Source organism: Candidatus Electrothrix sp., assembly GCF_052785085.1.
In genome coordinates this window covers 1-26,149 of the sequence record NZ_JALAAI010000047.1, presented here as the reverse complement: position 1 = coordinate 26,149, position 26,149 = coordinate 1, and the positions used below count along the sequence as shown (strand labels likewise).

The following is a 26,149-nucleotide window of genomic DNA, read 5'->3' as shown; positions in this document are numbered from 1 at the left end:
AAAACCAATTGAGTTCGTTTGTTAACATAAGTGCATCCTCCAATGTTATGATTAAAAAGCATTTTCATGGAGTATAACACGGTTAGCTATGAAAAACAGCCCGTTGAAGGTCAGGTGAAATTATCAGAGAAATATTGAATATATCTATTCTCTTTAACCTGCTGAACAACTTTTTCATCACCAAGAATTCGTAAGCGGGATACAATAACAAGGCCGATCAATACTCGTAATGATTTACCCAAGCGACCATCTTTGTTACTGTAAAATTTGCTTAACCGGCGTATAATTTTTTGCCAGGGAATAATTTTACGCAGTATTACGAATTCATTTGTAGAAGCATTAATATTCTGCTTTACCCACTCCTCTGAAAAGGCTTCACTAAAAGTCCGCTCTATCATTTTGGCTCCTTTTGGGCTTTAATATATCGAAATTTGACGTGTAAAAAAATGTATATTAAACCAAGGAGAGCCTTCTTTCGAGCCCATATATGAGAAAATCAGTGGATACTACGTATAACGATCTTTTCGTGATACTCGATACGATTTTGCCGTGATAAGTATCACGATGCGAAACGGGCGGGAATCCTTACTCTGAGAAAAACAAGACCTGTGTAACTTCGGAAGGATAACAAGGGAAAACAGAAGAGAATTGCCGAAATCAGTCAGCCGCCGCCAGTGCCGCTCCAAAGGCCCCGGTAATATCCGGGAATTGAGGCACCTGCACCTGGGTATCACCCAGCCGTTCCTGGAGCATCTGCACCATACAGGGATTATTAGCTACCCCACCAGAAAAAGCCACCGTCTCACCATAGCCAATACGGGAGAGCATGGCGATCAGGCGGGTGACCACAGAACTATGCACGGCCCGAGCAATCTGCTCACGGGGAACCCCCCGGTTCTTCAGAGAAATCACCTCGGATTCAGCAAAGACCGTACACATGGAGTTGATCTGCACCTCCTGCTCCGTAGCAAGGGCAGCTTGCCCGAACTCCTTCAGCGAATAGGCCAGAGACGCGGCCATGATCTCTAAAAACCGCCCGGTTCCGGCAGCGCATTTATCATTCATCTGAAAATGAGCCACCTTCCCCTGCGCATTCAGGCTGATGACCTTGGAGTCCTGCCCGCCCACATCAACGATGGTGGTGCAGTCGGGCAGGTGATGGCGAACACCCAGAGCATGGGTCTTGATCTCGGTGATGACCTGGTCAGCAAAATGTTCCGCTGCAAGATGACGCCCATAACCGGTTGCCACCACCTTAGCTGGCCGAAAACCGGCAATCATTTTTTCTGCCTGCCGATGGGGCTCAAAGCCGGACTCGATGATCCGGTGCTCCAACAAACGTTCCCCATCCCAGACCGCCATCTTCACGGTACGGGAACCGAGATCAACACCGATGTACATACATGCTCTCCTTGGGAATTCCCACGTAGGGTCACGGCATGCCGTGACCCTACCTCAGTCACCCAACTGTTCCAAAAAGGCCTCAATCCGGGTCTGAAGCTGCCCCATATCCTCTGGTGAATAATCAGTTTCCAGAGATAAATACGGGACTCCTTCCTTTTCGCAGGCCTCGCGGATCCGAATCTCCTCAATATTATAGGTATGGCAGAACTGCAAGGAATAATGGATAAGGCCTTGTGCCCCGGAATCACGAAATTCTTTTACCACCTGATCAATCCGCTCGTTATTCGGGGTGAAACAGGAGCAATCAATCTCCTTATAACGATCTGTCAGCGCGGCCAGCATGTTATCCATGCCGGTGGCTGACTCGTCAATCAGATCCTGAACTTAACGCCCTTCGGGCGGACTTTTTACTCCGGTGTAATGCAGAGTTTCTTGATTGCACCCCGGACACCCGAGAAGCGGCATATAACCTTCTTGACTTCTTCCCTAAAACTCCGCGAAACCTAAGTCGAAATCAATGATGGCTTCGTTCACCCAAACTTCACAATTACAGTGAGAACAACGATAGTTGTACTCCTCTGGTGGCGGGCCGAACGGCTTGTCCTCCTGCATGTTCATCATCACACCATTTATCATACGTACCAGATCTCATCCTTTCCTCTTCATCGTAAAGGACACCATAATCCGGGTGCCATAACTTCCAGAGAATCATTTCGCGACCACAATTCCGACAGATAAACGGATCCTTACCGCTCATCTCCTGGTAGCGCTCTCGATATGTTTTCTCTCTTATTATCTCATAAACACCCTTGATCACACGCCCGACCTTTTGCAAGCCTTCTTTGATCGCGTCAGACCATTTGGTAAAGGTTTTCGTTGCTTGCAGGCCGTAATAACGAACACGCTGGAAATTTTTGGGCATGATATGTTGAACCATGCGACCAATAAACCTATAAACATCAACCGTAACCACTTCCTTCTTCTTGGTTTGATGATCCTTATACCAATAGGTCACATACTTGCCGGTGTATCTTATGATTCGACGAACAGCTATTGGTGGAGAAGCAACATATTTTGCCAGATATCTTGCCAAACCACGACATTTTTCAGGAACATCTCCCTTGGTGACAAAGGCAACAAAACCTTTGGGGTACTTTTCGTACAAAGCATTGATCAAGGCTTTCATCTCTACGCTCCGGTCAAATTCCCTGAGCATTTTAAGGAGATAATATTGCCATTTTTTATGAATGATTTTATAACGAAAATATCCCAGCTCACGCCATGATTCCGTTTTTTCATCAATACCACCGCTCGTCATAATGATATGAAGATGTGGGTTGTATTTACCGGAACGGCCATGGGTCTGAACGACAATTATTGCCCCGATTTTAACCTTGTGTCTAAGGACATAACTTAAAACATCCTCCAGGCAGCTATAACCGCAACGCATAAAAGCAGACAACAATTTCCCTTTAAACCTGTTTTTATAAAAGAAGGGTCGTAATTGCTCAGGAATCGTTAAAACTATATGACGATAGCGCAAACCTGGTCGGAGCATTTGACTGACTTGAGCGACAAAGTCATCTGTATATTTCTGAGCACAGGACAGACAAAAGGAACCTTTGCAGGTAAAAGCAATTCGACGCAAATCAGAACCACAATGCGGACACATATACTCACTGTATCCTCCTTCTTCCCTGCCGCAACCCAGCATTTTCTCAACATTTTTGTTGTAATTCTCAGTGTCATAACAAGAAAAGCTTTCTTTAAATCCTTCCCAATGATCCTGGAAAATACGTCGAAAAATGTTCTGATCAATCTTGCGCATTTCTCCTTCCTCTTGCCGACTCTTCAACTCTTTTCTATATTTTACACGATCATTATGGATTTATTGAATAAAAAATGGGAATTCCTATCCTTTCAAGATAGCCGGTGATGTTGGGGTTCGCAACGCTCACCCCAACCTACATAAAAACATATTTTCCATGCTCTGCTTTCCAATCAGGACAGTCCGAGGAGCTTTCGCAGGTCAGAAGAGGAACTCACCGCATCTGCCAAATTTTTGACAGCTCTGTTTGGATCACAAACAACAGTCGGTGTTTTATTGAATTTGGCCAGATACTTTTCGATTCGGTTCAATTCCTCATTGATAATCTCTGCTTGATTATAGATTATCGTTTTCTTGTCTTTCAGCATCATTCTTTCCCCAGCTCACAAATATATTAGAAATATCAGTATGTACCAAAAAAGAAGAAACCTATCTCTAAGAGATTACACGAAGATATCAATCTGATATATAGAAACAGGTAGCCCGGCTGTCTTCATGAAAGACGAAGACCCGCAGCTTTCCGACACCGCCTCGCAACGGCTGTGGCATTTTTCTGATTTTCTACAAACTGAAGTTAAATAATTTAAATAACGTAAACTCTCTCCGAATTCTCATCACATTGAAAGCGACCATTGTCACAGTTTTGAACTGTGCGCAACACGTTAATAGATCATGCAGGATATGTCAACTTGTTTTGTAAAAACAATTGTTTGATAATAATATCCAATACTGTTTTTTACAGCTCCTGTTTGCGCTGGGACTGACGGTTAAAGAGGAAGCGAGTTTATGAATCCCCTCCAGGACTAATCCCCTTGCTATTTCCCAAGCAATACGATAACATCACAAATCCAACAGAATCGATACCAGCAAAGAGAGGACTTCAGCAGGATAGCCGTTCATGAAGACTGCTCTCCAAAACCATTCCCTCTTTTGCTGAAAAAGAACCACCTCTGTAATGTATACGTTTTTCTCCGCATACCTATTCATGAATGAACAAAAACCTCAACAGTCGCTCAAAGGCTGCAAACCGGAAATTGATTATCCCTGTGTCTGGCAATATAAAATTATTGGTCAAGAACGGCAGGCTATACAGACGGCCCTGTCCCAGGAACTGGGCGATGCGCCCTACTCCCTCTCTGCATCACGCAGGTCGAAAACAGGAAAATACATCAGTCTTAACCTGGAATTGACCGTGCAGGATGAAGAAGAGCGACTCCATTTGTACAAGGTTCTTAAAACCAACCCTGCTATTACAATGGTTTTATGAACACAGCTCCTCAAAAGGCGGTCAAAGAGGCTGCGCCGGCTCTTGACACAAAAATCATCCCGGTCATGCGGGAGGCCATCACCACGGTGCAGATGATTCTTTTTCAGCGTCTGAAAGAAAGCATCTCTCAACGATATACCGACTGTCTGGAAGAAGAAACCATTCTGCTGGCCGGAGCGGTTGTCAATAATCTCTATGGTACGGAGGCGGTTGATCCGCAGGTCAACCAGTTTGCCCGCCATCATCGTGAGCTTATTGAAGAAGAGTTACGGTGTCTCAGTAGTCAGGTAGCAGAACTCATCCCGTATATCACAGACAGCCTGCGCATGCAGACCCTCTGTGATAATCAGGAAGGAGTGCATTCTATCCCCTGCCTCCTTCTTGCCAGGGAATTGGGCGTATTAGACGAAGAACGGGACCTCCCTTTGCCTTCCACTTTTATGCTCTCTGTCCGCGAACTCGGGAAGCAAGCAGGCCTTGTCAAGGCCATACAGAACAGCTCAACCCACACAGCCCAATCAGAGATTAAGGACTAAACCTATGGAAGTCATCCTTGCCCGCCCCCGTGGTTTCTGCGCTGGCGTCAACCGAGCTATTAACGTGGTCAATAGGGCCTTACAGGTCTATAAGCCACCGGTCTACGTGCTCCATGAGATCGTCCACAATACCCATGTCATCAAAGAACTGGAACAAAAAGGTGCTGTGTTTGTCGAGGAGCTTGAAGATATCCCAAAAGGATCAATTACAATTTTCAGTGCCCACGGAGTGTCCCAGGGCACGAAGAAACAGGCAGAGCAGCTTGGCCTCAAAACCATTAACGCAACCTGTCCCTTGGTTACCAAGGTTCATCGTCGGGTCAGCCGCTTAAATAAAATAGGTTATGATGTGCTGGTTATTGGTCACAAGGGGCATCCAGAGGTTGAAGGTACCTGCGGCCATGCCTCTGGCTCCGTGCATGTGGTGTCCTCACCAGAAGAAATTCAAGAACTTCAGGTCAATGATCCAAGTCGGGTAGGCTATGTGACCCAGACCACGCTGAGCATTGATGATACAGCCAAACTCTTGACAGCGCTCCGTGAACAATTCCCGGATATTAATGAGCCTTCCCGAATAGATATCTGCTTTGCCACCAGCAATCGCCAAACTGCTGTCCAACATCTTAGCGAACAAGTGGATCTCATTCTTGTGGTTGGCTCAAAAAACAGTTCAAATTCGAACCGCCTGCGAGAGGTTGCGGAAAAAAACAAGACCACGGCTTTTCTTATTGATCATGCAGAAGAAATAGATCAGGCATGGCTGGAAAATATCCAGCGTATCGGCATAACTGCTGGGGCTTCGGCTCCAGAATACCTTGTGACCGAGTTGGTCACATGGCTGCGTGATAGATATGAGGTGTCGGCAGTAGAAGAAATGGACGGGGTGGATGAAACAATCTGTTTTCAACTGCCTAATATATAACTTCCATCCCTCCCTTCTTGGAAGGGACAAGAAACATTGGAGTATCTGAAAAAATAAGGGCCATCACAAGGATCGCCCCTACAGTCTGTTGCAATATTTTCAGGATAAAGGGTATGTTAAAAGGAGTATCCCATTGTGATGTATCCTGAAGACTGAACACTTTCAACCTCCTGATCAATCTGCCCCAAAGGAACTCCAGCAAGTACCTGGTACTGATCTCCGTCAACAGAAATATCGGTATATTGCACTCCTGCTTTTACGAACCACCAGGGAGATATCTGAAATTTACCACTCAACTCAATCATATAGGCGGTTCCTTCCATATCTCCGGTTGACACCTTATTATAATACAGGTGATGCAACTCATCCTCAGAAGAGGCAAGCGGGGCCACAGAAAATTTTCCTGCAAGATCAAGCTGCGGTGTGAGCTGAATATCAGCACCCAGCAGAAAATAAATCATTGAAAAGGTATTATCATAGGTGCTGCCAATGAAACCGTCCCCCACATAATCATACCCTGTAATACCAGAGGGAGAGTACTGCACGATCAGATTTTCCTCATACTCAAACTCCTGGTGCAGATAACCGATACCGGTATATAAACGGCATGGCCCTTGCCGAAGGTAGGTCCACTCAAAATCCACATCCAGAATTAAGGTCTCAAATTCTGAAATACTACTTTCTGAATAGATATCTGGACTGCCACCTGGTGCAAACCAATCCCGGTCAATCATTACCTCATCAGGATCATCAACCGCCGTTTTCAGAGTGCCGTTGATGCGCCACATGGGATTCACGGTGACAGAACCATCAAACCGGGCCAGCAGAATATCCATTGGCCATTCAAGTTCACTAATAGGAAAATAGGTACTTTCACTCTGCCCATTAGCATGATTGATCTCACCGCCAATGGAAGAGGTCAAATCACCGCTCATATTTTCCAGCCCCAATGAAAAATCAATCATACTCGACGAGTACGTATCAAAGGAAGCAGCATTAGCTTGGCCCTGATTGCACAGCATACTGGAGATCAAGCCAGCTGCCAGACCAACTCCTAACCCTCGTATTGTCCTTCCCTTCAGTTCTTGTCCTGATTGTTTCATTGCCTTCTCCTTTCTTTTCTTTTTTACTCCCTGCAAACACCACAACGACGACAGGAGTTCGTATCACAGGGCCTGGTACCCTGACCGATCAAAGAATGCTCTAACTCTTTGACAAGATATCCGGCTTGAATACCGTGATCAACCACCTGCCAACAAAAGAGTTCATCTTCCTCCCTTGGTCGGACCGCATACTGCCAGGAGGAAAGTTTATGCCTCTTCATCGCCTGTTTCAAAGAATATTTTCCCATGCCAATATCCAACAAGGCTGGTGCAATACGGCGATCTGCCCGTGAAAAAACAGCCTGAGTAAGCACCTTATCCGGTCGATCAACCTTGAGGTGCAGATTATCCATTCGGGCAAAAGATTTTTTCAAATATTTAATCTTCTTTTTCAGATGAAGTACTGCTGCTGTACAGTCCCTGTCCTGCATAGCTCGGTTCTTTTCCAGGCCACCAAAGGACAGATATTGAAACGGGGTCCAGGGCTTGGGCACAAAAGAGTTTACCGAAAGGATAATTTCGCAGAGACGACCTTTTTTTTGCCCAATGGACAGAATCGCCTTGCGAATTTTCTGCACAAGCTCAACAAACTCTTCCAGGTCCTGTTCAGTCTCTGTGGGAAGCCCCACCATGACGTAGAGTTTCAAGGTATAGATACCAGCCTCTACAAGGGCAATGGCCGCAGAAAGGAGATCCTCTTCTGACAACCCTTTATTAATAACACCTCGTAATCGCTCCGAACAACCATCCGGGGCAATAGCAACTGACTTTAAACCGGAATGAGAAAGGAGTTCAAGTAAACGAGGAGAAATACGGTCGGCCCGTAAAGAGGAAAAAGAGAGCGAGCAGCCATCCTTGCGGAGGGTATCAGCAAGTTGATCCAACAGATCCGGGTTTGCCATTTCCATGCCGAGTAATCCTACCCGATGAACGCCAGGTGGACGCTGAGCCAGGCCAGCAAGCACCGCATCTGCTGACCAGAGCCGGGGGGGACGATAGATATAGCCTGCTGCACAAAAACGACAGCCACGGCTGCATCCCCTTCCCAATTCAACCATAAACATACCCAGTTCAGCCTCTGGAGAAAGGAGTTCAGAGTGGGCTGCCACCTTGCTCTGCTCCAGGACAATTCGGCGGACCTGTTGCGGCAAACCCTCAGTAACGGTAATATCCCGTACCCGTCCGTGGCTGTCATATCTGAAGCTATAGGCTGAGGGGACATAGCAACCAGGGATTGATGCACCAATATCCACCAAACTGCGCCTGTCATTTAATCCCGCCAGCGCAGGCAAGAGCTGTGGGAGTACCGCCTCAGCCTCACCAATCACCATTAAATCAGCAAAAAGAGCCAAGGGCTCGGGATTCATAAAAACAGCAACACCACCCAGTACAACCAGAGGGGAATCCGCAGCAATTTCATTGGGTCTGTCGGCAGCATATGGTGCAACACCGCCAGCAGCCAACATCGCAGCTAAACGGGGATAGTCTTGCTCAAAACTGATTGAACCAAAAACAAGAGAGAAATCTGCCAGAGGTCGATTGGACTCCAGAGAACGAAAGGGTTCCTGCTGTTGCGGATAGACAAATCGCTCACAGACAATCTCTTCTGATGCGTTCAGAAGGCGATAAAGGAGCTGATAACCGAGATTGGAAACAGCAAGGGAATAGGTCTGAGGATAAAGAAGGGCCACGGGTACGTGACCCTTCCATTTCTTGCGGACTGTTCCGGTCTCTGTTGTCAGGAGGGGATGCACAACAGAAAAAGGACTACGAACAGATCATGGGGCAAATCATGCATCAAATCATGCGCTGGACGGAAGCACAGATGACAGCCCTGGCGTCCGCAAAAAAACAAGGCCGTTTCAATTTGCTTTTTTACGGATATAAGCAGGCTCATCCCATTCCGCCAGATCATTTTGCTCATCAAAGATCGGGGTGGGCATGGGCCGTAAGCCTTTATGAACCGGATTTGGACGGGCAAAGCTGGTTGGCTGATTACGCGGCGGCCCTTGATCCAGATCACGGCCTCCTTTTTCACTGGCAGTACTGAGAGTTTTCACTTTTTTGTTCTTCCCGGCACTGGCTCGACCAACCACGTCAAATTCAGAAATGGTCTCAGCTGTGTCCTCAAAATTAGCAATACCTGTGGCAATAACGGTCACGCGTAATTCATCCCCCATGTTCTCATCAAACAGGGCACCAATGATGATGTTAGCATCTTCATGGGCTTTTTCCTGAATAAGCGCAGAGGCTTCCATGAATTCACCCATTGTCAGTGAGCTGGTTGCAGAGATATTAATCAGAATACCCAAGGCACCATCAATCCCCACATCTTCCAGCAACTGATTATCAATGGCCCGCTTGGCTGCCTCGCTGGCACGATTTTCTCCAGAAGCTGAACCAGATCCCATGATGGCCGGACCAACCTCTTTCATAACCGTCTTCAGGTCAGCAAAATCCACATTAATATGACCAGGCAGGTTGATAAGATCGGTAATACCCTTCACAGCTTGAAGCAGGACATCATCCACCATTTTCATCATATCAACCAAGGTGGAATTCTTTTGCATCAGGCCGAGCAGGCGATCATTGGGCACCGTTATAATGGTGTCAGAATTCTTTTTTAACTCTTCCCAACCAGCCTCGGCATTATGCATCCTTTTTTTGGCTTCAAAATAAAAAGGCTTAGTGACAACAGAAACCGTCAGAGCACCCTGCTCTTTACTGAGCCCGGCAATAATCGGTGCAGCACCGGTACCAGTGCCGCCACCCAACCCAGCGGTGATAAAAACCATATCAGCATCTGATATAGCGTTGGTCAAGTCATCAATACTTTCCTGAGCTGCGTCGCGCCCCATGGCCGGGTCAGCTCCTGCCCCCATGCCTTTGGTAATATTAGGTCCCAGTTGAATACGAATATCTGCCTTTGAATTCTCCAGAGCCTGCATATCTGTATTAGTGGCAATAAACTGGACGCCGGTAAGCCGATTATCAACCATAGTGTTGATGGCATTACCCCCACCGCCACCGACTCCGATCACCTTGATAGTCGCTACTGACTCTTCTTCTGCCATTCTATATGACATGCTTTCCCCCTCAAGCACTTTGCTCCCGTAGCAAATCAAATAATTAACTTATGGTACAATTGAAAGATTCTTTTTTTTTACAGTTTCACTATAAAGCTGTCATAGAATCTTTTCCAGTACTAAATAATATTTTTCAAAAAAGTTCTCATCCTGCTCATAAGGCCTTCATGTTCATCAGGAACAATATCCTTATCATTACAGCCATATAAGACAAGGCCGACCGCTGTGGTACAACGTGGTGATTCTACATCTTCGACACGTCCTCCAACACCTTGCGGGAAGCTGATCCGAACTGGCATGTCAAAAACCTGCTCAGCCATGTCCACCACATTAGCCAAAAGAGCCGTACCACCGGTGATGACCATACCTGCATTAATCCGGTTTCTATAACCAGAACTACAGATTTTTTTATTCACCACCTGGAGAATCTCTTCAATGCGGGCTTCCAGGATTTCAACCATAACCCGCTGCGAGACTTTACGAGCCTTACGGTCACCCACTGTAGGCACCTCAATGATGTGATTCTCCTTTACCAAAGAAGAAACAGCTCCCCCATATTTATACTTCAACATCTCTGCTTCCTGCAAGGGAGTACGTAAGCCCACAGAAAGATCATTGGTCAGATTATTACCTCCCAAAGCCAATTCCCAGGTATATTTAATAGTACCATTACAAAAAACAGCAAGATCTGTGGTGCCACCACCGATATCCAATAAGGCCACGCCCAACTCCATTTCATCAGGAGTCAACACAGCACGGGAAGAGGCCACAGACTCCAGAACCACCTCTGCTACATTTAATCCAGCCCGAGTACAACTCGTAAACAGGTTATGAAGTGAGGTTACATCAGCGGTCACGATATGGACATTAGTGGCCAACCGAACCCCGGTCATTCCCAAAGGATTCTGGATTCCGGTATGATCATCAACCATGTATTCCTGTGGAAGAACATGAATAATCTGCTGATTATCTGAGATCTTAACGGTCTGGGCTGCGTGGATAACAGCCTGAATTTCTTTCTGCCTGATCTGCTGATTATTAATCGCAATAATTCCAGGTGAATTAAATCCCTTAATATGAGTTCCGGCAATACCGACATAGACTGTTTCGATATCGCATCCAGCCATATCTGAGGCGCTGTCAATGGCCTGACGAATAGCCTTGACAGTGGCTTCAATATTCACCACCACACCTTTTTTCATCCCTGACGATGCTGCCGTGCCCACCCCAATGATGTTCACGCAACCATCTTCAAAGACCTCACCGATAACAGCGCATATCTTGGTGGTCCCAATATCAAGGCCAGCAACCAACTCTCCGGTTCCACGGCTCGGTTCAACTCTTTCAGGTTCTTGCACCTGCTCAGTTTCTTCCGGTTCAGCAGCAACCTTTATATCCAGCTCTTCCATTGCACACATCACCTACGGCTCTGACTTGGCCACAAGAATACGGCCTTCATGATAATCCATTCGAATTTCCTTAATCCCCTCTATTTCTTTCTTCCGATACAAACGCTCAAAAAGCTTCACGAGCTGATAATATCGACGCTCTTCCGATCTATATCCTATATAAATAGGAAAGGGATGTTCAACAAGATAAACAATAATTCCTTTTTCTGTATCCACATGTATCTCAGATATAGACTGCAAAGGTAAAATCGGATGCCCACGCGCAGCAACATGTAAAAATACACGCGCGTCTTTTGTCACTTCATCCTCTCGTAAATCAAGATCAGATACTATCCCCTCCTTGTCTGCCAGGGGAACCCCGGTAATAACAGGATAGTCAAGATCCTGCAACGGCTCTACCGGAGCAAAAACCGTTTCATCATAGCCAAGATAATAAAGGCCCTGTTGCCCGCCTTCAAAATTAATCATTGCCAAAGGACGATGCTCATAGACCCGTATTGTTACAGTGTCTGGCCAAATACGCTCAACACGCACCCGGTCAACCCACGGGTGCTGACGAACACGCTCCTCAACATCTTCTGACGTCAGTGAAAACAGCTGATCTCCGTGTTGCACTGCTGCAAGGGTTCGTATCTGGGCCTCATTGCTCATCCGATTCCCCTGGACAACAACCCGGCGCACGACAAAGGAGCCTGAATGTTCCACGGTCCGGGATCCCCAATGCAGAGCAGCAATAATAAGTAACACCAGCCCCAGCAAAAGAAAACTTTTCCTGATAAGTTGTACATTCCACTCAGGCTTATGAGCAACCGAGGTCGGCTGCTCATACCGCCCCATATTGACCCGAATCCGTAATTGCGCAGGCCGAACATAATGAGAACGAAATTGACGCAGCAGAGGAGAACGCCCGGCTCTCTGCCGCCTATATCGTATTTTTTTTCGGGCCACGAAACTCTACTCCGCCTTGGCATTTCCTGAGATCAGTACGTAGGGAGGAGGTACCCCGACAAGGCTCTAGATGATATCCAGTTCCGGTTCCAACCAAACAGCAAATTCCTGAAAAACCTTTCCTGTACCTGTTTCATCAAGGTCAGGAGCCACCCCTTCCAAATCACACAACAACAACTTCTGTTTCCAACTTGATACCATAGTTATTATACACAGCATCTTTAACAATATCTATGAATCCTAGATACTCTTCAGGAGTTGCATTTCCATAATTAACAATATTTATGGGTTGTGTTTTCCAAATTCCACAATCCCCAATTCTTTTACCAGCCCAACCCATTTCTTCAATAAGCCAAGCCGCCGGTATTTTAACTTTATTTCCTTTTTCTTTTCTATACTGCTCATGAGATGAGTAATCCAGCTGCCTTTCGGGATAACAGTGTATATCTGGACAAATACTTCTTATTTTTTCAAATTGCTCGAAAGAAATTAAAGGATTCTTAAAAACACTCCCAACAGTCCCTATTTTTTCAACATCTGGCAGTTTGCGTTGCCTGATGTTTATAATAGCCTGATAGACATCTTTTACAGTATACGGTGGGTCACCCAATTCAAAAAGTTCATTCTCAACAGATTCATATCTTGAGTTATAACTGGTATTTAATACAGGATTCTTATTCAACCTAAGAATAATACTGACAATTACAAATTGTGACTTTAACTCATTTTTAAAAATACTGGTTCTGTACCCAAAATTACATTCTGTACATGAAAAATTTTTTTTAGAGCCATCTTCAATATTAATAGCAGTAACAAACAGCAAAGTTTCATGTAGATTGTGCCCGTAACAGGCTATATTTTGTACAGGTGCTGCCCCTGCAGTACCTGGTACTAAAGCAAGGTTTTCAATTCCTCCCCACCCTTTTGAAACAGCATACTCAACTACAGAAGGCCAATCTTCACCAGCTCCGATTTCGATATGTACATATTCTGCATCTTCAAATATTTTCTCAATTCCCTTGATACCTACCTGGATCACAACACCATGATAATCATTGGAAAACAAAACATTAGTCCCTCCGCCGAGAACAAAAATATCATTAGCGCGAACCACATCGTTCCCAAGAAGTTTTCTTAAACTATCTATCGAATCGACTTCAGCATAAAAAGCTGATGATACATCAAATTTAAGCGAATTCTTTTTTTTTAACGAAACTCCCGAGTTCAATTCATTTTTAATATATTTTTTTTTACTATCACCGATCATCAATGATCCCCAAAACACCAATTCTTGTTAATTCAGCAACTCAAGCAGCTGCTCACCGATTTGAACAACACTCCCAGCACCAAGGGTCAACACCAAATCTCCCTCCATAATAAAATCAAGCAAACCATGGGGCAGTGTTTTCAGATCAGCATGATAAAAGGCGTGCCGCTGCCCATGCTGTTTTATTGCATCAAGCAAGGCCTCACTTGTGACACCCTCAATGGGTTTCTCGCTGGCAGCATAAATATCGGTAAGAATCAAAACATCGGCCCGATAAAATGCCGTTGCAAACTCTTCAAAAAGTCCCTGGGTACGGGTATACCTATGCGGTTGAAAAACTACAACAAGGCGTCGATCCGGCCAGCCATCACGGACAGCGTCCAGCGTTGCCCGAATTTCTGTGGGATGATGTCCGTAATCGTCAATCACCAGGATCCCCTGTTTTTCCCCTTTGACCTGTAATCGTCTCTGGACCCCTTCAAACTTCTGAAGTGCATGGGCAATAAGAGGAAACTCTATTTCCAGCTCAAGCGCAACTGCAATCGCAGCCAAGGTATTATATACTGTATGTCTTCCTGGTGTGTTCCGACGGATCATTCCCAACTCTTTGCCCTGGTGGGACACCATAAATTCGTTAATGCAGCCATCCACCGCGATCTTGGTTGCCTGAAGATCAGCCTGTTCTGTTAAACCATAGGTAATCTTTCTCCGTTCAATCCAGGGCAAAAGGGTTGCAAGATTATGGTCATCAAGACAAACAATCGCAACCCCATAAAAAGGTATTTTTTGAATAAACTCAAGAAAGGTTTCTTTTATATGATCCAGATCCCGATAATGGTCCAGGTGCTCCAGATCAATATTGGTGATCACCTCAATCACCGGAGAAAGCTTGAGAAAAGAACCATCGCTCTCATCAGCCTCAGCCACCAGGAATTCACCCTCACCCAGATGGGCATTACTGCCGCCAAAGCAGTCAACCTTACCGCCTACCACCACAGTGGGGTCCAGGCCTGCCTCTTCAAGAATAGCTGCAACCAACGAAGAAGTAGAGGTTTTGCCATGGCTGCCAGCGATTGCAATACCAAACTTCTTTAATCGCATCAGCTCGGCAAGCATCTCAGCCCGCTGGATCACAGGAATCTGCTCATCCCGTGCTGCCATGACCTCCGGGTTATCTTCACCCACAGCAGTTGAAACCACCACAACATCGGCTCCGGAAACCCTGCTTGCCTGATGGCCTTCATAGACGGTTCCGCCAGCAAGTTCCAGGCGTCGGGTGATATCTGTTTTACGGAGATCTGAGCCGCTGACCTTATAGCCCTGATACAAAAGCAGCTCGGCAATCCCTGACATACCTATGCCGCCGATTCCGACAAAGTGGATATGCTTACGTTCTTTTCGTTTATACATCCAACCCTACTCAGCAGAGTTACCCTGCATATTTCAATCTCTTTTTTAACGACATACAATCTACGGGCCGCAGAACCAACACTGCCTCAGCAGATTCTTCCTGTTACCCTAAGTTATCAATAAGATCCATACAGCTCTTCAGTATACGCCTGGTGGCCTCAGGCTGTCCCATCTTCTTCATGGAATCCGCCATTAGTTGCAGCTTATCAATAGCACCTAATAATTGCGAAAGAATTTTTGCAAGTTTTTCTGCATCCAGCTCAGATTCCCGATACATTACCGCCCCGCCCCCGGCAACATAATATTCAGCATTCCGCACCTGGTGGTCATCAGCTGCATAAGGATAAGGAATCAGCACCGCTGGCAGACCCATTACAGAAACTTCAGCCAAGGAGGTCGCGCCTGCCCTGGCTAAGACCAGATCAGCCTGGGTATACAGGGAGGCCATATCTGTAAAAAAGGCACTGACCTCGGCTCGTACACCAGCTGATGCATATCCATCTCTTACCTTTTCTTTATCTGCGGTTCCGGTCTGATGAATCAACCGCACAGCGTTTTTTTGCTGCTCATCAAGCTGGGTCACAACATCAAGCATCAGCATATTGATACGATGGGCACCGAGGCTCCCGCCCATGACGAGCAGGGTCAAGGGACGATCTTTCGTCTTGCCATTGCTTTCCTGCTGCCGACCTTCTGCTGCTGCCAGAATTTCCTGACGAACCGGATTCCCGGAAACCACGATTTTGCCTTTTGGAAAGGGGTATTCTCCAGGAATAGACACAAAAATCCTGCTGACAAAACGGGAGATCATTCGGTTCGCCAACCCAGGAATGGAATTCTGCTCATGAATACAGGTCGGCACAGAGCGCAGGCGGGCAGCCAACAAGACCGGTCCGGTAACATAGCCTCCCACCCCAAAGACCAAATCCGGCTGAAAATCCTTTATGATCTTCCACGATTCCAGTAGCGCTACGGGCAGCCTGAGCAGACTCTTGATACGATGCTTCAGCCCCATTCCTTTCAATCCCATGCAGGCGATGGATTCCTGTTGAAAACTAAATCCGGTCAGCACTTTTTGGTCAAGCTGTCGTTGCGTGCCAATAAATAGTATTTTGCAGTCAGAATATTTTTGCTGCAATGCGGTTGCCAGGGCAATGCCGGGGAAAAGATGGCCGCCGGTTCCGCCGCCGGTGATGATTATACGCATAAAATTTTCTTACAGGAGTAAAAGAAAAAGAGGAGCAAGGGATGAATTCCTTAAATGCTGCTGCAACACAGCCATTGCAGCACGATCTGGACCTTGATTCGACAGCCCCAAATTGGTCGGTTCCAGTGTAAACATGTAGTCGTCGTCCCACCACGGGCCAGCCGCCCACCACGTCCAGCCGATCCATACATCACTGTTCTCCTCCATGTAGCTGAGCATATTATCTATCACCTCATCACCTACTTTCTCTGTTCCCGTTCCTATCGTGGAATTTGCCACGGCGAACTCGCCGAGAAAGCCCTTCCGATTATTCGTCTTCAACCAGTTGGTAAAGTCAGTCAGACGATTCACGCCTGTCATAGGGTTATTATCGGTGATAATGGACGAACCGCCAGAATAATCATCGTCCATATACTGATGCACTTCAAAGGCAAAATTATTTCCCGAATCGACAATATTAAGCATATGCTCGGCATTGGCTCCATTATACCATGTCTCACTCCAAGCCCATGCTCCAGACCATTGGTTACCAGACACGAGAATAAGATTATTTGCCCCGGCCTTACGGATAGCGGCGATAGCGGCATTCTCTGAATCTACCAACTGTGCTGTGGGCATGGTATTGGGTTCATTCATCAGGCCAAAAATAACCCGGCTATTATCCTTGTAATGAGCAGCAAGTTTACCCCAAAAATCGGCAAATGCCGTATCAGGTACATCTGAGCCAATTAATCCTTGTTCGGACTTCTGATGGTCATTGGGGTCAGGATAATAACGCTGAAAATTATGCGGATCAATGATCACGTAAGCACCTTTTCCCGTTGCATATTCAACAAAGGTATCCATACGGTTTAATTCATCAGTATCAAAATCAGCCAACAGGGCTTGCTGGAGCCGTTCCCAACGAAAGGGCAGGCGAAAGGTATTCATACCCTTACTCATATAATAATCAACCTCAGCAGAGGTTGGATAGATATAATGGGTGCCGTAGACTCCTGGAAGATTGACATTATCGTCCCATACGCCGAATTCGGCTCCAGCTAAATTCACCCCTTTATATTTCATTCGCGCATGAAGAGGTGATGGAGTCACCATTGTAACGGCAGTGACAGCAATAAATAACAGGATAATAATCTGATTTAATCTCTCTTTTTTCATTTTTCCTCCTCCATTGCACGTAAATATTTATACTTTCAAATCTTCCGTATGGCATACTCTGTTCCCCGCTCTTATCATCATCTCCTCAAACCTTCAAGCCGAGTTAACCATTGATCAAAATGGGGACATTGCCGACGGATGTCTGGAATACCGATAGACGCTGCAACAGCCTTACCCATAGCAACCTTCCGGTATCCTCCAATAAGAAATTCTAACCGCTTGCTTGGAGATTTTTCCGGATCATCATTTATTTCTTCAGGATGACTATATTGCTCAATAATATTGGTTAATGCGTCAGGATTCACACCAGACTTTTCTGCAAGGATATTCACATCGCTAAAAAGTAAGGCCTCAAACTCATGCATTTCAATATACGGAACAAATCGTCGTTCTGAATTATATTCGGGAAAAACATGGATAATCTCGTTACGAGTCGCGTCTTCAAGGATCTCAGCTTTTTCCGCCGCCGTTAGCCTTCTCCCTTTCTGAACTTTGCAATCTGCTTCAGATTTTCCAGGCCAACCAGCATCAATCCTGAAATAATCAAACATGGTTGAAACAAAGGTTTCCTGACGCTGTTTCAAAAGATTGCCAATATCCTTCTTTGCCCGGCTAAAACGGATATCACCGCCTTTATGACCCGGCTTCCCGATCAGTACAGGATGCAGATAGAGACCAACACAGGCCATCTCTGGTGCCAAAACATCCCGAACAAAAGTCTGTTCAGTTTGCCCCTCAACAACGATATAGATTTCAATTCCCTTCATAATCAGGACCGCCGCTGACAATATTCTTCTGCCAAAGCTCGCCCAAAGAATAGTCTTCAAGCCAGGTTGCCAGACTTTTCTCGTCCAATCTACAAAAGACAGAGGCACCGTTCTGCCGATTCACCGTAATGATATCGTTTGCCTCAAAGCAATCAACCAGAGCTGACGATTGGGTTGAGATAATGAGCTGTACTTTTTGAGATGCGGCTAAAATCAGTTCGGCAAGAATATCAATTGCATAAGGATGAAGTCCTAATTCCGGCTCATCAATAATCATAGTTGCCGGGGGATCTGGCTGTAATAAGGCTGTTGTTAAACAGATAAACCGAAGCGTCCCATCGGAGAGGTGGTGCGGTTTTAACGGGTAATCAGATCCCTTTTGATGCCAAAGAAGTCGAACCTTTTCATTGCTATTCGGCTTCAAAACAAAATTATCAAAAAACGGGGCCACCAAACGAATCGTATCGACAATTTGACTATAAACCACCTCTTCATCATCCTGCAAATACAACAAAAAAGGTGCGATATTCGAGGCATCAAATCTTAAATAGTTATTATCATAAATCGTCTCAAATCGGCGCATTGGAGCGGTCTTGCCGGTATCATGAAAATGATATATCTGCCAGGAAGAGATGGTCTCGTACACTGCGCTGTTCTTCTCTTTCAGGATCTCCGGTTTAACATGACCGCTTCCCATGTCTCTCCATTGAGAAGGGATGCGGTCAGTGCATTGTGCCTCATCAACGAGAATAAAGGCCTCATCAGCAGTAGGAGTCAGCTTAAAGCGATAACCGTTATGCCCGAATATGGTTTCTACCTCAATTTGCTCAGTTATTTTTGGCCCGTTAAATAGAAAATCATCACTGCCACCGCCAATTGCGATATAGGTCTTCAAGCTTGCGCTGGCAAGACCGGGCAAAGGCAGTTCCATCATGGCCCGTAGCATCCGAAAAAAATCAATAAAGTTACTCTTCCCTGCTCCGTTGCCGCCAATGAGGACGTTGAGGTTTGCAAGGGGAAAGTCTTCAAGGTTTTGGATCGACTTAAAGCCTTTAATGGTTAATTGATTTAAGGGCTGTACCATGTTTCATATCTTATAAATGGGTTGTTCAATGACATATCTCTTTCATTCTTTTGACCTTATTCCGGCGCAATACATACTCTCGTCCCTACTCTGAATGAAAGATGTCCGATGGCGGTTATTGATACGTAACACCCTTATGTTTCAACCAACCATTGATATGCCTACCATGAGGATCATGGTGAGTCCTGTGCAGAACACCGCCCTTGGCGTTCCATTCATACTCACCGTAGAATGCGACAGTATCACCGACTCGTAAACCAGCCACACGATCAGCCAAGTCAATATTATGCGCCACAAGTACGGTCTGCCCGGATGCCATTTTCAAAATAAATCGTTGGTGTTTGCTTCCTTTTGTATCATCAGGCAAAATCTTGACGACACGCCCTTTCCCTTGAACCTGGACATCGCTTTGGTGATTTTTAAAAGCAGCTGACAAGAGATCACTTGCTAAAGCTGAGTTGGTTATTTCATTTCCAGATTTTGTGAGCAGGGTGAAGGGAGTAAATCCTGTGAAGCCAAACGCTACCAAGAGACTGCCAATAAAGAATAATTTTTTCATATTGTTATGAGATGTCAGATTTACCTGATATATCCTCGTCAAAGGATTTAACAGTTAATTGGTTTAAGGGCTGTGCCATGTTTCATTTTTTTTTGCTGCGATAATTATATTGATCAACACCATACCACAGACATCGTAAACGCTAAAACTGGACATTGTTTATAACAATTTAATATTATAGCAAAATCACTAAATTTGGACACTTGCTACAAGACAAAATGTCCAAATTCTATTAATCGTATATAAAATCAAATCATTATCAAGTAATTATCATTTTGATGTTTACGATGTCTGTACCAAGGCCAAAAGACTTGTCGATCATCATGAAAATTCCGACACAAGCTGGCGAACATGAGATTTTGAGCGGCCATAGCTCACCATTATGACGTTGATAGCGTAATCTGCGTACAGGGTTAGTACCCGTTGTATGGCCTCAATGATCCAGTCAGTTTCATTTCCAAATGCTCCGCCACCGATCAGGGTAAGATACACATCATTATTTCCCGTGCTTTCACGATTCAGGATTGCAGCACAAATCGTTGCTTCATAAGATGCCTCCAAAACCAGTTGAGCAAAAGGCTGCCACAAATCAACAGAAAATGCTGAGTACGCAACTGGCAATGCAGAACAATAGGCCTGTGAAACCAAGTATGATGAAGTATTGAGAGTTACTTGGGTATTCCATTGAATCCCGATACGCAACAGTTTACGAAGTTCATCACGTTCGTCCTCACCAAGCAACTGAAGTCGATTGAAAATTTCAACCAATCCGTCCCGTGATGGCAGAGCATAGCCATTGCGCATTTGCCAAAGGCGGCCATCAGTATTGCCCAAGGCTTTTCCTATATCCTCAAGGCAGTCAATTTGATTCTCCGCTGTTTGCCCGATCCTCCCGTTTACTGGCGCAAAATAATTGCGGTAAATCGTCCCGGCACCGGCGGCAATAGCACATGCAGGCCCTTGGGTGAAATCCCTTTCATAAATACCCACTCCCTGCTCTGGCGTAACCTTTGGTGACACCATTTCCAGTAGATTAAACTGGGAAGCTACCTGAAATAATGCTCCCGCGTTTGCTGGATCTACATGCAATACCTGCGTATCAGCGACAAGTTCGCGTATTGTTATTTTGCGGGTTCCACGTTTTACGGACGAAAGGCGTTTTCTTAATTCAGCCAAAGTAGGTGTTTCCAAGCAGCCACAGATTAATTCCCGTCCATTGGCTTTGGAAGTCAACGTTGAACCCTTAAGCGAGAGATTGCTGCGTACCTGGTCCGGGGCTTTCTCAGGAAAGCCGGTTAAATCCTGAAACCATGTCATTGGGATTTTCCTTGGAAACTATCAACACACCGCCCAAACTCCTCTCCCCGATGCTCATAATTCCTGAACATATCAAAGCTGGCGCAGGCCGGGGCCAGCAGCACGGTATCGCCGGGCGATGCAGCAGCAAAGGCCCTTGCAACCGCCTCTTCCATATCTCCGGCAAACTGATACCCAACACCGGCCTCATCGGCAACCGCAGCCAGATCCGACGCAGACTCACCAATCAGCACAACATGTTTGGCATACTGCCGGAATGCCGGAACTAAAGCAGCAAAATCACCCCCTTTATTCCTTCCACCAGCAATCAGGACGACTTCCTTATCAGCACCCATCCCAAAGCCTGCCAGGGCCGCAACCACGGCCCCCACATTGGTAGCCTTGGAATCGTTGATAAAGCGAACTCCGTTTATCTCACCTACCGGGGTCATACGATGCTTGGGTGGTTGATAATCGGCCAGTCCGGCTTTAATCTCCTGCTCGTTGCAACCAAATGCCTGAACCGCAAGGATGGCCGCAGCGGCATTATACAGGTTCACCCTGGAATGCAGCCGCGTCTCTGCAAGCTCGTACAACGCCCCCGTACCTTCCCGGCCAAACTCCGGTTCCACGCGCACTGCTGTTCCTTCCACCCTGGCGCGACAACCGGGTTGAGTACCAAAGCTATATAATTTTTCACCAGCCGTGGGTGGTGCAGCTGCAAGCAGAACATCGTCCGTCCCGATAATCGCTGTATCCCCCCTGCCTTGACGAGCAAACAGCTGCATCTTAGCAGCAACGTACTCCTCAAAGCTGCCGTGGCGATCAATATGATCTGGGGAAAGATTAAGCAGCAAACCTATATCTGGTCGAAAATCCCCAGCCGCTTCCAGTTGAAAACTGGACAGCTCCAGCACCACGACTTCAGCATCTCCTGGCTCCAGCAGATATTCCAGAATCGGTGTGCCGATATTACCCCCAACAAAGACCTTTTTCCCGGAACTCCAGAGCAGATGACCGATCAAACTGGTCACGGTGGTCTTGCCGTTCGACCCGGTCACTGCAATCACTGGTACCTGGATGCGTCCGGCGGCCAAGGCCAATTCACCGACCACTGGTACGCCTCGATTTCGGGCGGCAGCCAGCACCGGCAAATCCGTTGGCACACCAGGACTGGGCACGATCAAATCTGCATCGGCAAAAAAGGCAGCTGTATGGCCGCCTGTCTCCATTCCTGTACCTGAATCTATACCGCATTGCTCCAGCGCAACCCGCTCTTCCTCCGGGACCGTCTCCCGGAACTCAGAAACCGCAACTTCCAGCCCCTGTTGATGTAGATACCGGACTGCTGCCAGCCCGGATTTCCCCAGACCAACCACCACAGCCTTCATGCCTGCCTTCAATTCAAGCATAATTGAGCAACCAAAATAATATTCAATGGATTCAAAGTGCAACCTGCTCTTCTTCCAAGTGCTGCATCGGCACCAAACCTTGCTGCGGCTGCTGAATAATACTGATCAGCACGTCCCCGGCAACCGGATCTGCCGGACTATCAACGGTGCAGACTTCAATGGAACGATTCGGTTTGAGAACGAACAATACAATTGCGGTTTCACCGTACTCGGCCCTGAAGGCCTGATAATCAAACTCCTTGGTCAACTCAGTCAATTTGATTTTCGGATCATTGCCAAAGACATCGTTGAGCCGAAAATAATCCAGTCCCTTACCAAAAAGCAGACGGCCATGCTGTTCCTGCGGAATAACTTCATGGCGGCTATCCTGCTCCACAGGCGGAAAGGACAACTGATAGACTTCCTGCCGACCAAAATCTTCCAGAAAATGGGAGCAGGTCAAGGCATTGACCGCATCATTGGCTGTCATCGCGAGCATCCGACCCAAACCGCCGTAATCAATTTCCTCGCGGGTCTTTTTCGCCAAAGCGTTTCCATAGATAGCAGGCATACCCGCCATCCGGGAAAGGGCAACATTCTCCCGATCCGTATCAATCAACACAACAGAAAATCCTTTATTCATGATGGCCTGAGCCATGGCCCTTGCCCCTTTATGGGCACCGACAAAAAGAATCCCCTGGGGATTGGCCCGAGACAGACCAAATTTTCGTGACAGCGGAACAGCAGAAAGGCCATAAATCAACACGGTGGCAAAAACCATCAGGAAGGTGACTGGAACAAGTTCAAGTGCCTGGGGATATCCTTTGGCTGCAAGCTCCAGTGCAAACACGGAAGCAACAGCTGCTGCCACAATACCGCGTGGTGCCATCCAGGCCATAAACAGCCGTTCCCGACAGGGCAATGATGAACCAACTGTGCCTGCCAAAATAGAAAGCGGGCGCACCAGCAAAATCATAAACGCAACAAAGAGGAAGCTGTCCCAACCAAGCCCCTTGATATCTTCCGGCTGGAGACGCGCTGCAAGAACCACAAAAAGGCAGGAAATCAGCAAGGTGGTCAGGGTTTCCTTAAACTCAATAACGTGGCGGATGGAAACCCACTTCTGATTGGCAAGGGTGATCCCCATAACTGTAACCGCCAGCAGGCCAGCCTCATCCTGCATAACATTGGCTGCTGCAAATGAGGCAAACATCAACATCAGGGATACGGGATTGTGTAACGCATCGGGCAACCAGAATTTTCGCAGCACCACGATCAACACCGCAGCAGCAATAACGCCGAATAACACCCCAACGGCAAAAGTAACCCAAAAATCAATGAGCGCCTCAGTCAGACCATCACGAAGGTTATTTTGTCTCACCACGGTAAAGACCAAAACCGCCAGAGTTGCGCCCAAGGGGTCAACAACAATGCCTTCCCATTTCAGGAGCGAACTGACTCGACCGCGTAAACGAAGATGCCGCAACATAGGCCCGATAACCGTTGGCCCGGTCACCACAAGGATTGCCGCTAACAAGGCAGCCACCGGCCAGGGAAAGCCGATAATATAGTGGGCACCAACTGTGCCGAGCACCAGGGAAAACAGCACGGCAAGAGTCAGTATCTGGAATAATACGCCCTGGATTTTTTGCTTACGCAGCTCCCGAAAGCGCAAATTCATACCGCCTTCGTAGAGAATCACTGCAACAGCAAGAGAGACCATAGGAAAGAGCAGGTCGCCAAAGAGCTCGTCAGGATGTAACAGACCAAGACCAGGCCCAACGATCAGGCCTGCGATCAGCAGGAACAGGATAGATGGCAGGTGCAGCTTCCATGCTGTCCATTGGGCAATAATGCCCAGAATAAAAATTCCGGTAAGTTGTATCAGGATGTCGTGCGACACGGTGGACCTCAAATGAACAAATTCTTCCTACAGTTGTGTAGGGCTGGTAGCTTGCGTCATAGCAGCTTCTTCATTACTGGCAGGCGTATTCTGCTCAGGAGTTTCTTCCTTTTCTTCAGCCCGTTTCATCTTGCGATACAGGCTAAACTGGCCATAAACAAACTTAGAGAACTCAGATTTATCTTCAACATACTGAAATCCTTTTTCAGCAATCTCCCCACTTTTCTTCCAATCCCCCTGAGCATAGTAAAAATCACTGGCGATCAGATATCTGTGAAAATACGCATCAACAGACGCGTAGCAGATGGAGATGAGTGCTACCACTAAGAAGACTTTCTTATTTTTATTCTCTTTGGGGGCCTTGATAAAAAGAATGAAAAAGAGCGGGACAAAGAGGAAAAATTGCAGCAGGAAGACGATTAGATGAATTATAGACATTTCTTTTTATTTTAAAATGGTTAATGAGTGGAAGCGTTCTCTGCTATACAACTTTTTCGGTGCAAATCGCGCTGAAATCATCCCGATTCAAATTTAAATCAACATATTTTACGCTTCAATCGGCCTGATGTACATTTGAATCGGTTCGATTTCAATTTAAATTGCCCTGATTGAAGTGTGAATCAACCTGATTTAAACTTAAATTGGCCTGATTTACATTTAAATCGCCTCGATTGAAGTTTAAATTGACCCGATCTAAGTTTAAAATGGATCGATTTAAATTGGAATCGGGGTGATTGAAGTGTGAATCGTGTTGATTCAAATTGACATCGGGTCAATTCCGATTGACTTTGGAGTGATGTAAGCGGCAAACAAAAGCCGTCAATGCTCTGATGGTTCTCTCCTTGTCCGCTTTCGCTTCACTCAAGCAGACCTACATGGCTAATGAGTGATTAAATCAATAAAAAAATGCAACAATAAAAGTTACAAAAAATATTAAGAAAATAATCCACATCAACATGTTTACGATATAACCTATTCCAACAAATTTTCTTTGATGATAGGTTAAGTCTTTTTGAGTTTTATTTGGATATTTTTTTTCAAAAAAAGATGCTATCCATCCTATACACACGATTGTTAGGAACCCTAAACGAAATGAGGACCTATATATTTCCGTATCCTCATGCCAAGTTGTGTAAAATCTATCATTGATATCGCTAAGTAAAATTAAAATGGCAGCTAATCCATACATAAAAAGTATGTTTCGATAAAAATAACAATCCAAATCGTACTTTTCAGCTCCCTTCTCCCTTGCAGAATCAATTGCATTTGATACACTGCATGATGAAAAGTCTGGTAATATTATTCTGGATAGTAAATAAAAAAATATTGCGGAAGATATATCAATTAGGTAATCATCAAACAAATACTCTGATATTCCTTCATTAAATAATACTATGGCATACCAATATTGGATCATTGCCAATAATGTCAGAAATCCCCAGCCTAGTATGAAAAATGAGAACTTTATATATTTATACAATACCATCGCCATTAAAGCACCTCTTCTGGCGTATTAACTCGCCCAAGAACGGCTACTTGATTAGCGATGGATTGAATAGAAATACCTTCTGGAATTTGCGGAAGCAATTTTAATGTTTCACGGA

At 45.9% G+C, this 26,149-nt stretch carries 25 protein-coding genes and 1 riboswitch; of the genes, 3 read left to right on the top strand and 22 right to left on the bottom strand.

Annotation, left to right across the window (positions count from 1 at the left end; all coding sequences use genetic code 11):
- Window positions 1-110 precede the first annotated feature (110 nt).
- The 5 genes from L2082_RS09400 to L2082_RS09380 all read right to left on the bottom strand — a co-directional run bounded on the left by L2082_RS09400 (window position 111) and on the right by L2082_RS09380 (window position 3,603).
- Window positions 111-398, bottom strand: coding sequence for a hypothetical protein (locus tag L2082_RS09400; protein WP_446011667.1), 288 nt, complete (start codon window positions 396-398; stop codon window positions 111-113).
- A gap of 259 nt (window positions 399-657) precedes the next feature.
- Entirely contained in the window at window positions 658-1,401 is a 744-nt protein-coding gene (locus L2082_RS09395) for an acyl-CoA dehydratase activase (protein WP_446011666.1), read from the bottom strand.
- A gap of 54 nt (window positions 1,402-1,455) precedes the next feature.
- A complete protein-coding gene (locus L2082_RS09390) occupies window positions 1,456-1,776 on the bottom strand; it encodes a 2-hydroxyacyl-CoA dehydratase (protein ID WP_446011668.1) in 321 nt (106 codons plus the stop codon).
- 175 nt (window positions 1,777-1,951) lie between these two features.
- Window positions 1,952-3,232 (bottom strand): IS91 family transposase, encoded by a 1,281-nt coding sequence (locus tag L2082_RS09385; RefSeq protein ID WP_446011665.1) that lies wholly within the window; start codon window positions 3,230-3,232, stop codon window positions 1,952-1,954.
- Window positions 3,233-3,405: 173 nt separating this feature from the next.
- A complete protein-coding gene (locus L2082_RS09380) occupies window positions 3,406-3,603 on the bottom strand; it encodes a hypothetical protein (protein ID WP_446010716.1) in 198 nt (65 codons plus the stop codon).
- Window positions 3,604-3,706: 103 nt separating this feature from the next.
- Window positions 3,707-3,789, bottom strand: a riboswitch (cyclic di-GMP riboswitch).
- 428 nt (window positions 3,790-4,217) lie between these two features.
- On the opposite strand from L2082_RS09380, the gene L2082_RS09375 reads away from it, so the two are divergent.
- The 3 genes from L2082_RS09375 to ispH are packed head-to-tail and all read left to right on the top strand — an operon-like array spanning window position 4,218 to window position 5,957.
- Window positions 4,218-4,499, top strand: a complete 282-nt coding sequence (locus L2082_RS09375) for an HP0495 family protein (protein ID WP_446010715.1) — start codon at window positions 4,218-4,220, stop codon at window positions 4,497-4,499.
- On the top strand, window positions 4,496-5,035 hold the full coding sequence (locus L2082_RS09370) for a hypothetical protein (protein WP_446010714.1): 540 nt from the start codon (window positions 4,496-4,498) through the stop codon (window positions 5,033-5,035). The genes L2082_RS09375 and L2082_RS09370 overlap by 4 nt, the downstream gene beginning before the upstream one ends.
- 4 nt (window positions 5,036-5,039) lie before the next feature.
- Complete coding sequence (ispH, locus tag L2082_RS09365) at window positions 5,040-5,957, top strand: 4-hydroxy-3-methylbut-2-enyl diphosphate reductase (RefSeq protein ID WP_446010713.1); 918 nt, start codon at window positions 5,040-5,042, stop codon at window positions 5,955-5,957.
- Between the two features lie 116 nt (window positions 5,958-6,073).
- Here the strand turns inward: ispH and L2082_RS09360 are convergent, their stop codons facing one another.
- The 17 genes from L2082_RS09360 to L2082_RS09280 all read right to left on the bottom strand — a co-directional run bounded on the left by L2082_RS09360 (window position 6,074) and on the right by L2082_RS09280 (window position 26,037).
- Entirely contained in the window at window positions 6,074-7,060 is a 987-nt protein-coding gene (locus L2082_RS09360) for an omptin family outer membrane protease (protein ID WP_446010712.1), read from the bottom strand.
- Window positions 7,061-7,083: 23 nt separating this feature from the next.
- Window positions 7,084-8,751, bottom strand: coding sequence for a radical SAM protein (locus L2082_RS09355; RefSeq protein ID WP_446011664.1), 1,668 nt, complete (start codon window positions 8,749-8,751; stop codon window positions 7,084-7,086).
- Window positions 8,752-8,922: 171 nt separating this feature from the next.
- A complete protein-coding gene (ftsZ, locus tag L2082_RS09350; RefSeq protein WP_446011663.1) occupies window positions 8,923-10,146 on the bottom strand; it encodes a cell division protein FtsZ in 1,224 nt (407 codons plus the stop codon).
- A 119-nt stretch (window positions 10,147-10,265) separates the two neighbouring features.
- The gene (ftsA, locus tag L2082_RS09345) at window positions 10,266-11,555 is read right to left on the bottom strand and encodes a cell division protein FtsA (RefSeq protein WP_446010126.1); all 1,290 of its coding nucleotides are present in this window, start codon (window positions 11,553-11,555) and stop codon (window positions 10,266-10,268) included.
- A gap of 12 nt (window positions 11,556-11,567) precedes the next feature.
- Entirely contained in the window at window positions 11,568-12,503 is a 936-nt protein-coding gene (locus L2082_RS09340; RefSeq protein WP_446011662.1) for a cell division protein FtsQ/DivIB, read from the bottom strand.
- A 163-nt stretch (window positions 12,504-12,666) separates the two neighbouring features.
- A complete protein-coding gene (murB, locus tag L2082_RS09335) occupies window positions 12,667-13,770 on the bottom strand; it encodes a UDP-N-acetylmuramate dehydrogenase (RefSeq protein ID WP_446010128.1) in 1,104 nt (367 codons plus the stop codon).
- 27 nt (window positions 13,771-13,797) lie between these two features.
- Window positions 13,798-15,180, bottom strand: a complete 1,383-nt coding sequence (gene murC, locus L2082_RS09330) for a UDP-N-acetylmuramate--L-alanine ligase (RefSeq protein WP_446010129.1) — start codon at window positions 15,178-15,180, stop codon at window positions 13,798-13,800.
- Between the two features lie 103 nt (window positions 15,181-15,283).
- Entirely contained in the window at window positions 15,284-16,387 is a 1,104-nt protein-coding gene (gene murG, locus L2082_RS09325; RefSeq protein WP_446010130.1) for an undecaprenyldiphospho-muramoylpentapeptide beta-N-acetylglucosaminyltransferase, read from the bottom strand.
- A gap of 9 nt (window positions 16,388-16,396) precedes the next feature.
- On the bottom strand, window positions 16,397-17,545 hold the full coding sequence (locus L2082_RS09320; RefSeq protein WP_446010131.1) for a glycoside hydrolase family 5 protein: 1,149 nt from the start codon (window positions 17,543-17,545) through the stop codon (window positions 16,397-16,399).
- A gap of 77 nt (window positions 17,546-17,622) precedes the next feature.
- Window positions 17,623-18,312: a DUF4276 family protein gene (locus L2082_RS09315; protein WP_446011661.1), complete on the bottom strand. Its 690-nt coding sequence runs from the start codon at window positions 18,310-18,312 to the stop codon at window positions 17,623-17,625.
- A complete protein-coding gene (locus L2082_RS09310; protein ID WP_446011660.1) occupies window positions 18,299-19,396 on the bottom strand; it encodes an AAA family ATPase in 1,098 nt (365 codons plus the stop codon). The genes L2082_RS09315 and L2082_RS09310 overlap by 14 nt, the downstream gene beginning before the upstream one ends.
- 115 nt (window positions 19,397-19,511) lie before the next feature.
- The gene (locus L2082_RS09305; protein WP_446011659.1) at window positions 19,512-19,955 is read right to left on the bottom strand and encodes a DUF3465 domain-containing protein; all 444 of its coding nucleotides are present in this window, start codon (window positions 19,953-19,955) and stop codon (window positions 19,512-19,514) included.
- 321 nt (window positions 19,956-20,276) lie between these two features.
- Entirely contained in the window at window positions 20,277-21,272 is a 996-nt protein-coding gene (locus L2082_RS09300) for a hypothetical protein (protein ID WP_446011658.1), read from the bottom strand.
- A complete protein-coding gene (murD, locus tag L2082_RS09295) occupies window positions 21,269-22,663 on the bottom strand; it encodes a UDP-N-acetylmuramoyl-L-alanine--D-glutamate ligase (protein WP_446011657.1) in 1,395 nt (464 codons plus the stop codon). Before murD ends, L2082_RS09300 begins: the two co-directional genes overlap by 4 nt.
- Before the next feature lie 31 nt (window positions 22,664-22,694).
- Entirely contained in the window at window positions 22,695-24,545 is a 1,851-nt protein-coding gene (locus tag L2082_RS09290; RefSeq protein WP_446011656.1) for a cation:proton antiporter, read from the bottom strand.
- A gap of 27 nt (window positions 24,546-24,572) precedes the next feature.
- Window positions 24,573-24,983 (bottom strand): hypothetical protein, encoded by a 411-nt coding sequence (locus L2082_RS09285; protein WP_446011655.1) that lies wholly within the window; start codon window positions 24,981-24,983, stop codon window positions 24,573-24,575.
- A 457-nt stretch (window positions 24,984-25,440) separates the two neighbouring features.
- Window positions 25,441-26,037 carry a hypothetical protein gene (locus tag L2082_RS09280; RefSeq protein WP_446011654.1) on the bottom strand — a complete coding sequence of 199 codons (597 nt, stop codon included), beginning with the start codon at window positions 26,035-26,037 and terminating at the stop codon, window positions 25,441-25,443.
- Window positions 26,038-26,149 lie beyond the last annotated feature (112 nt).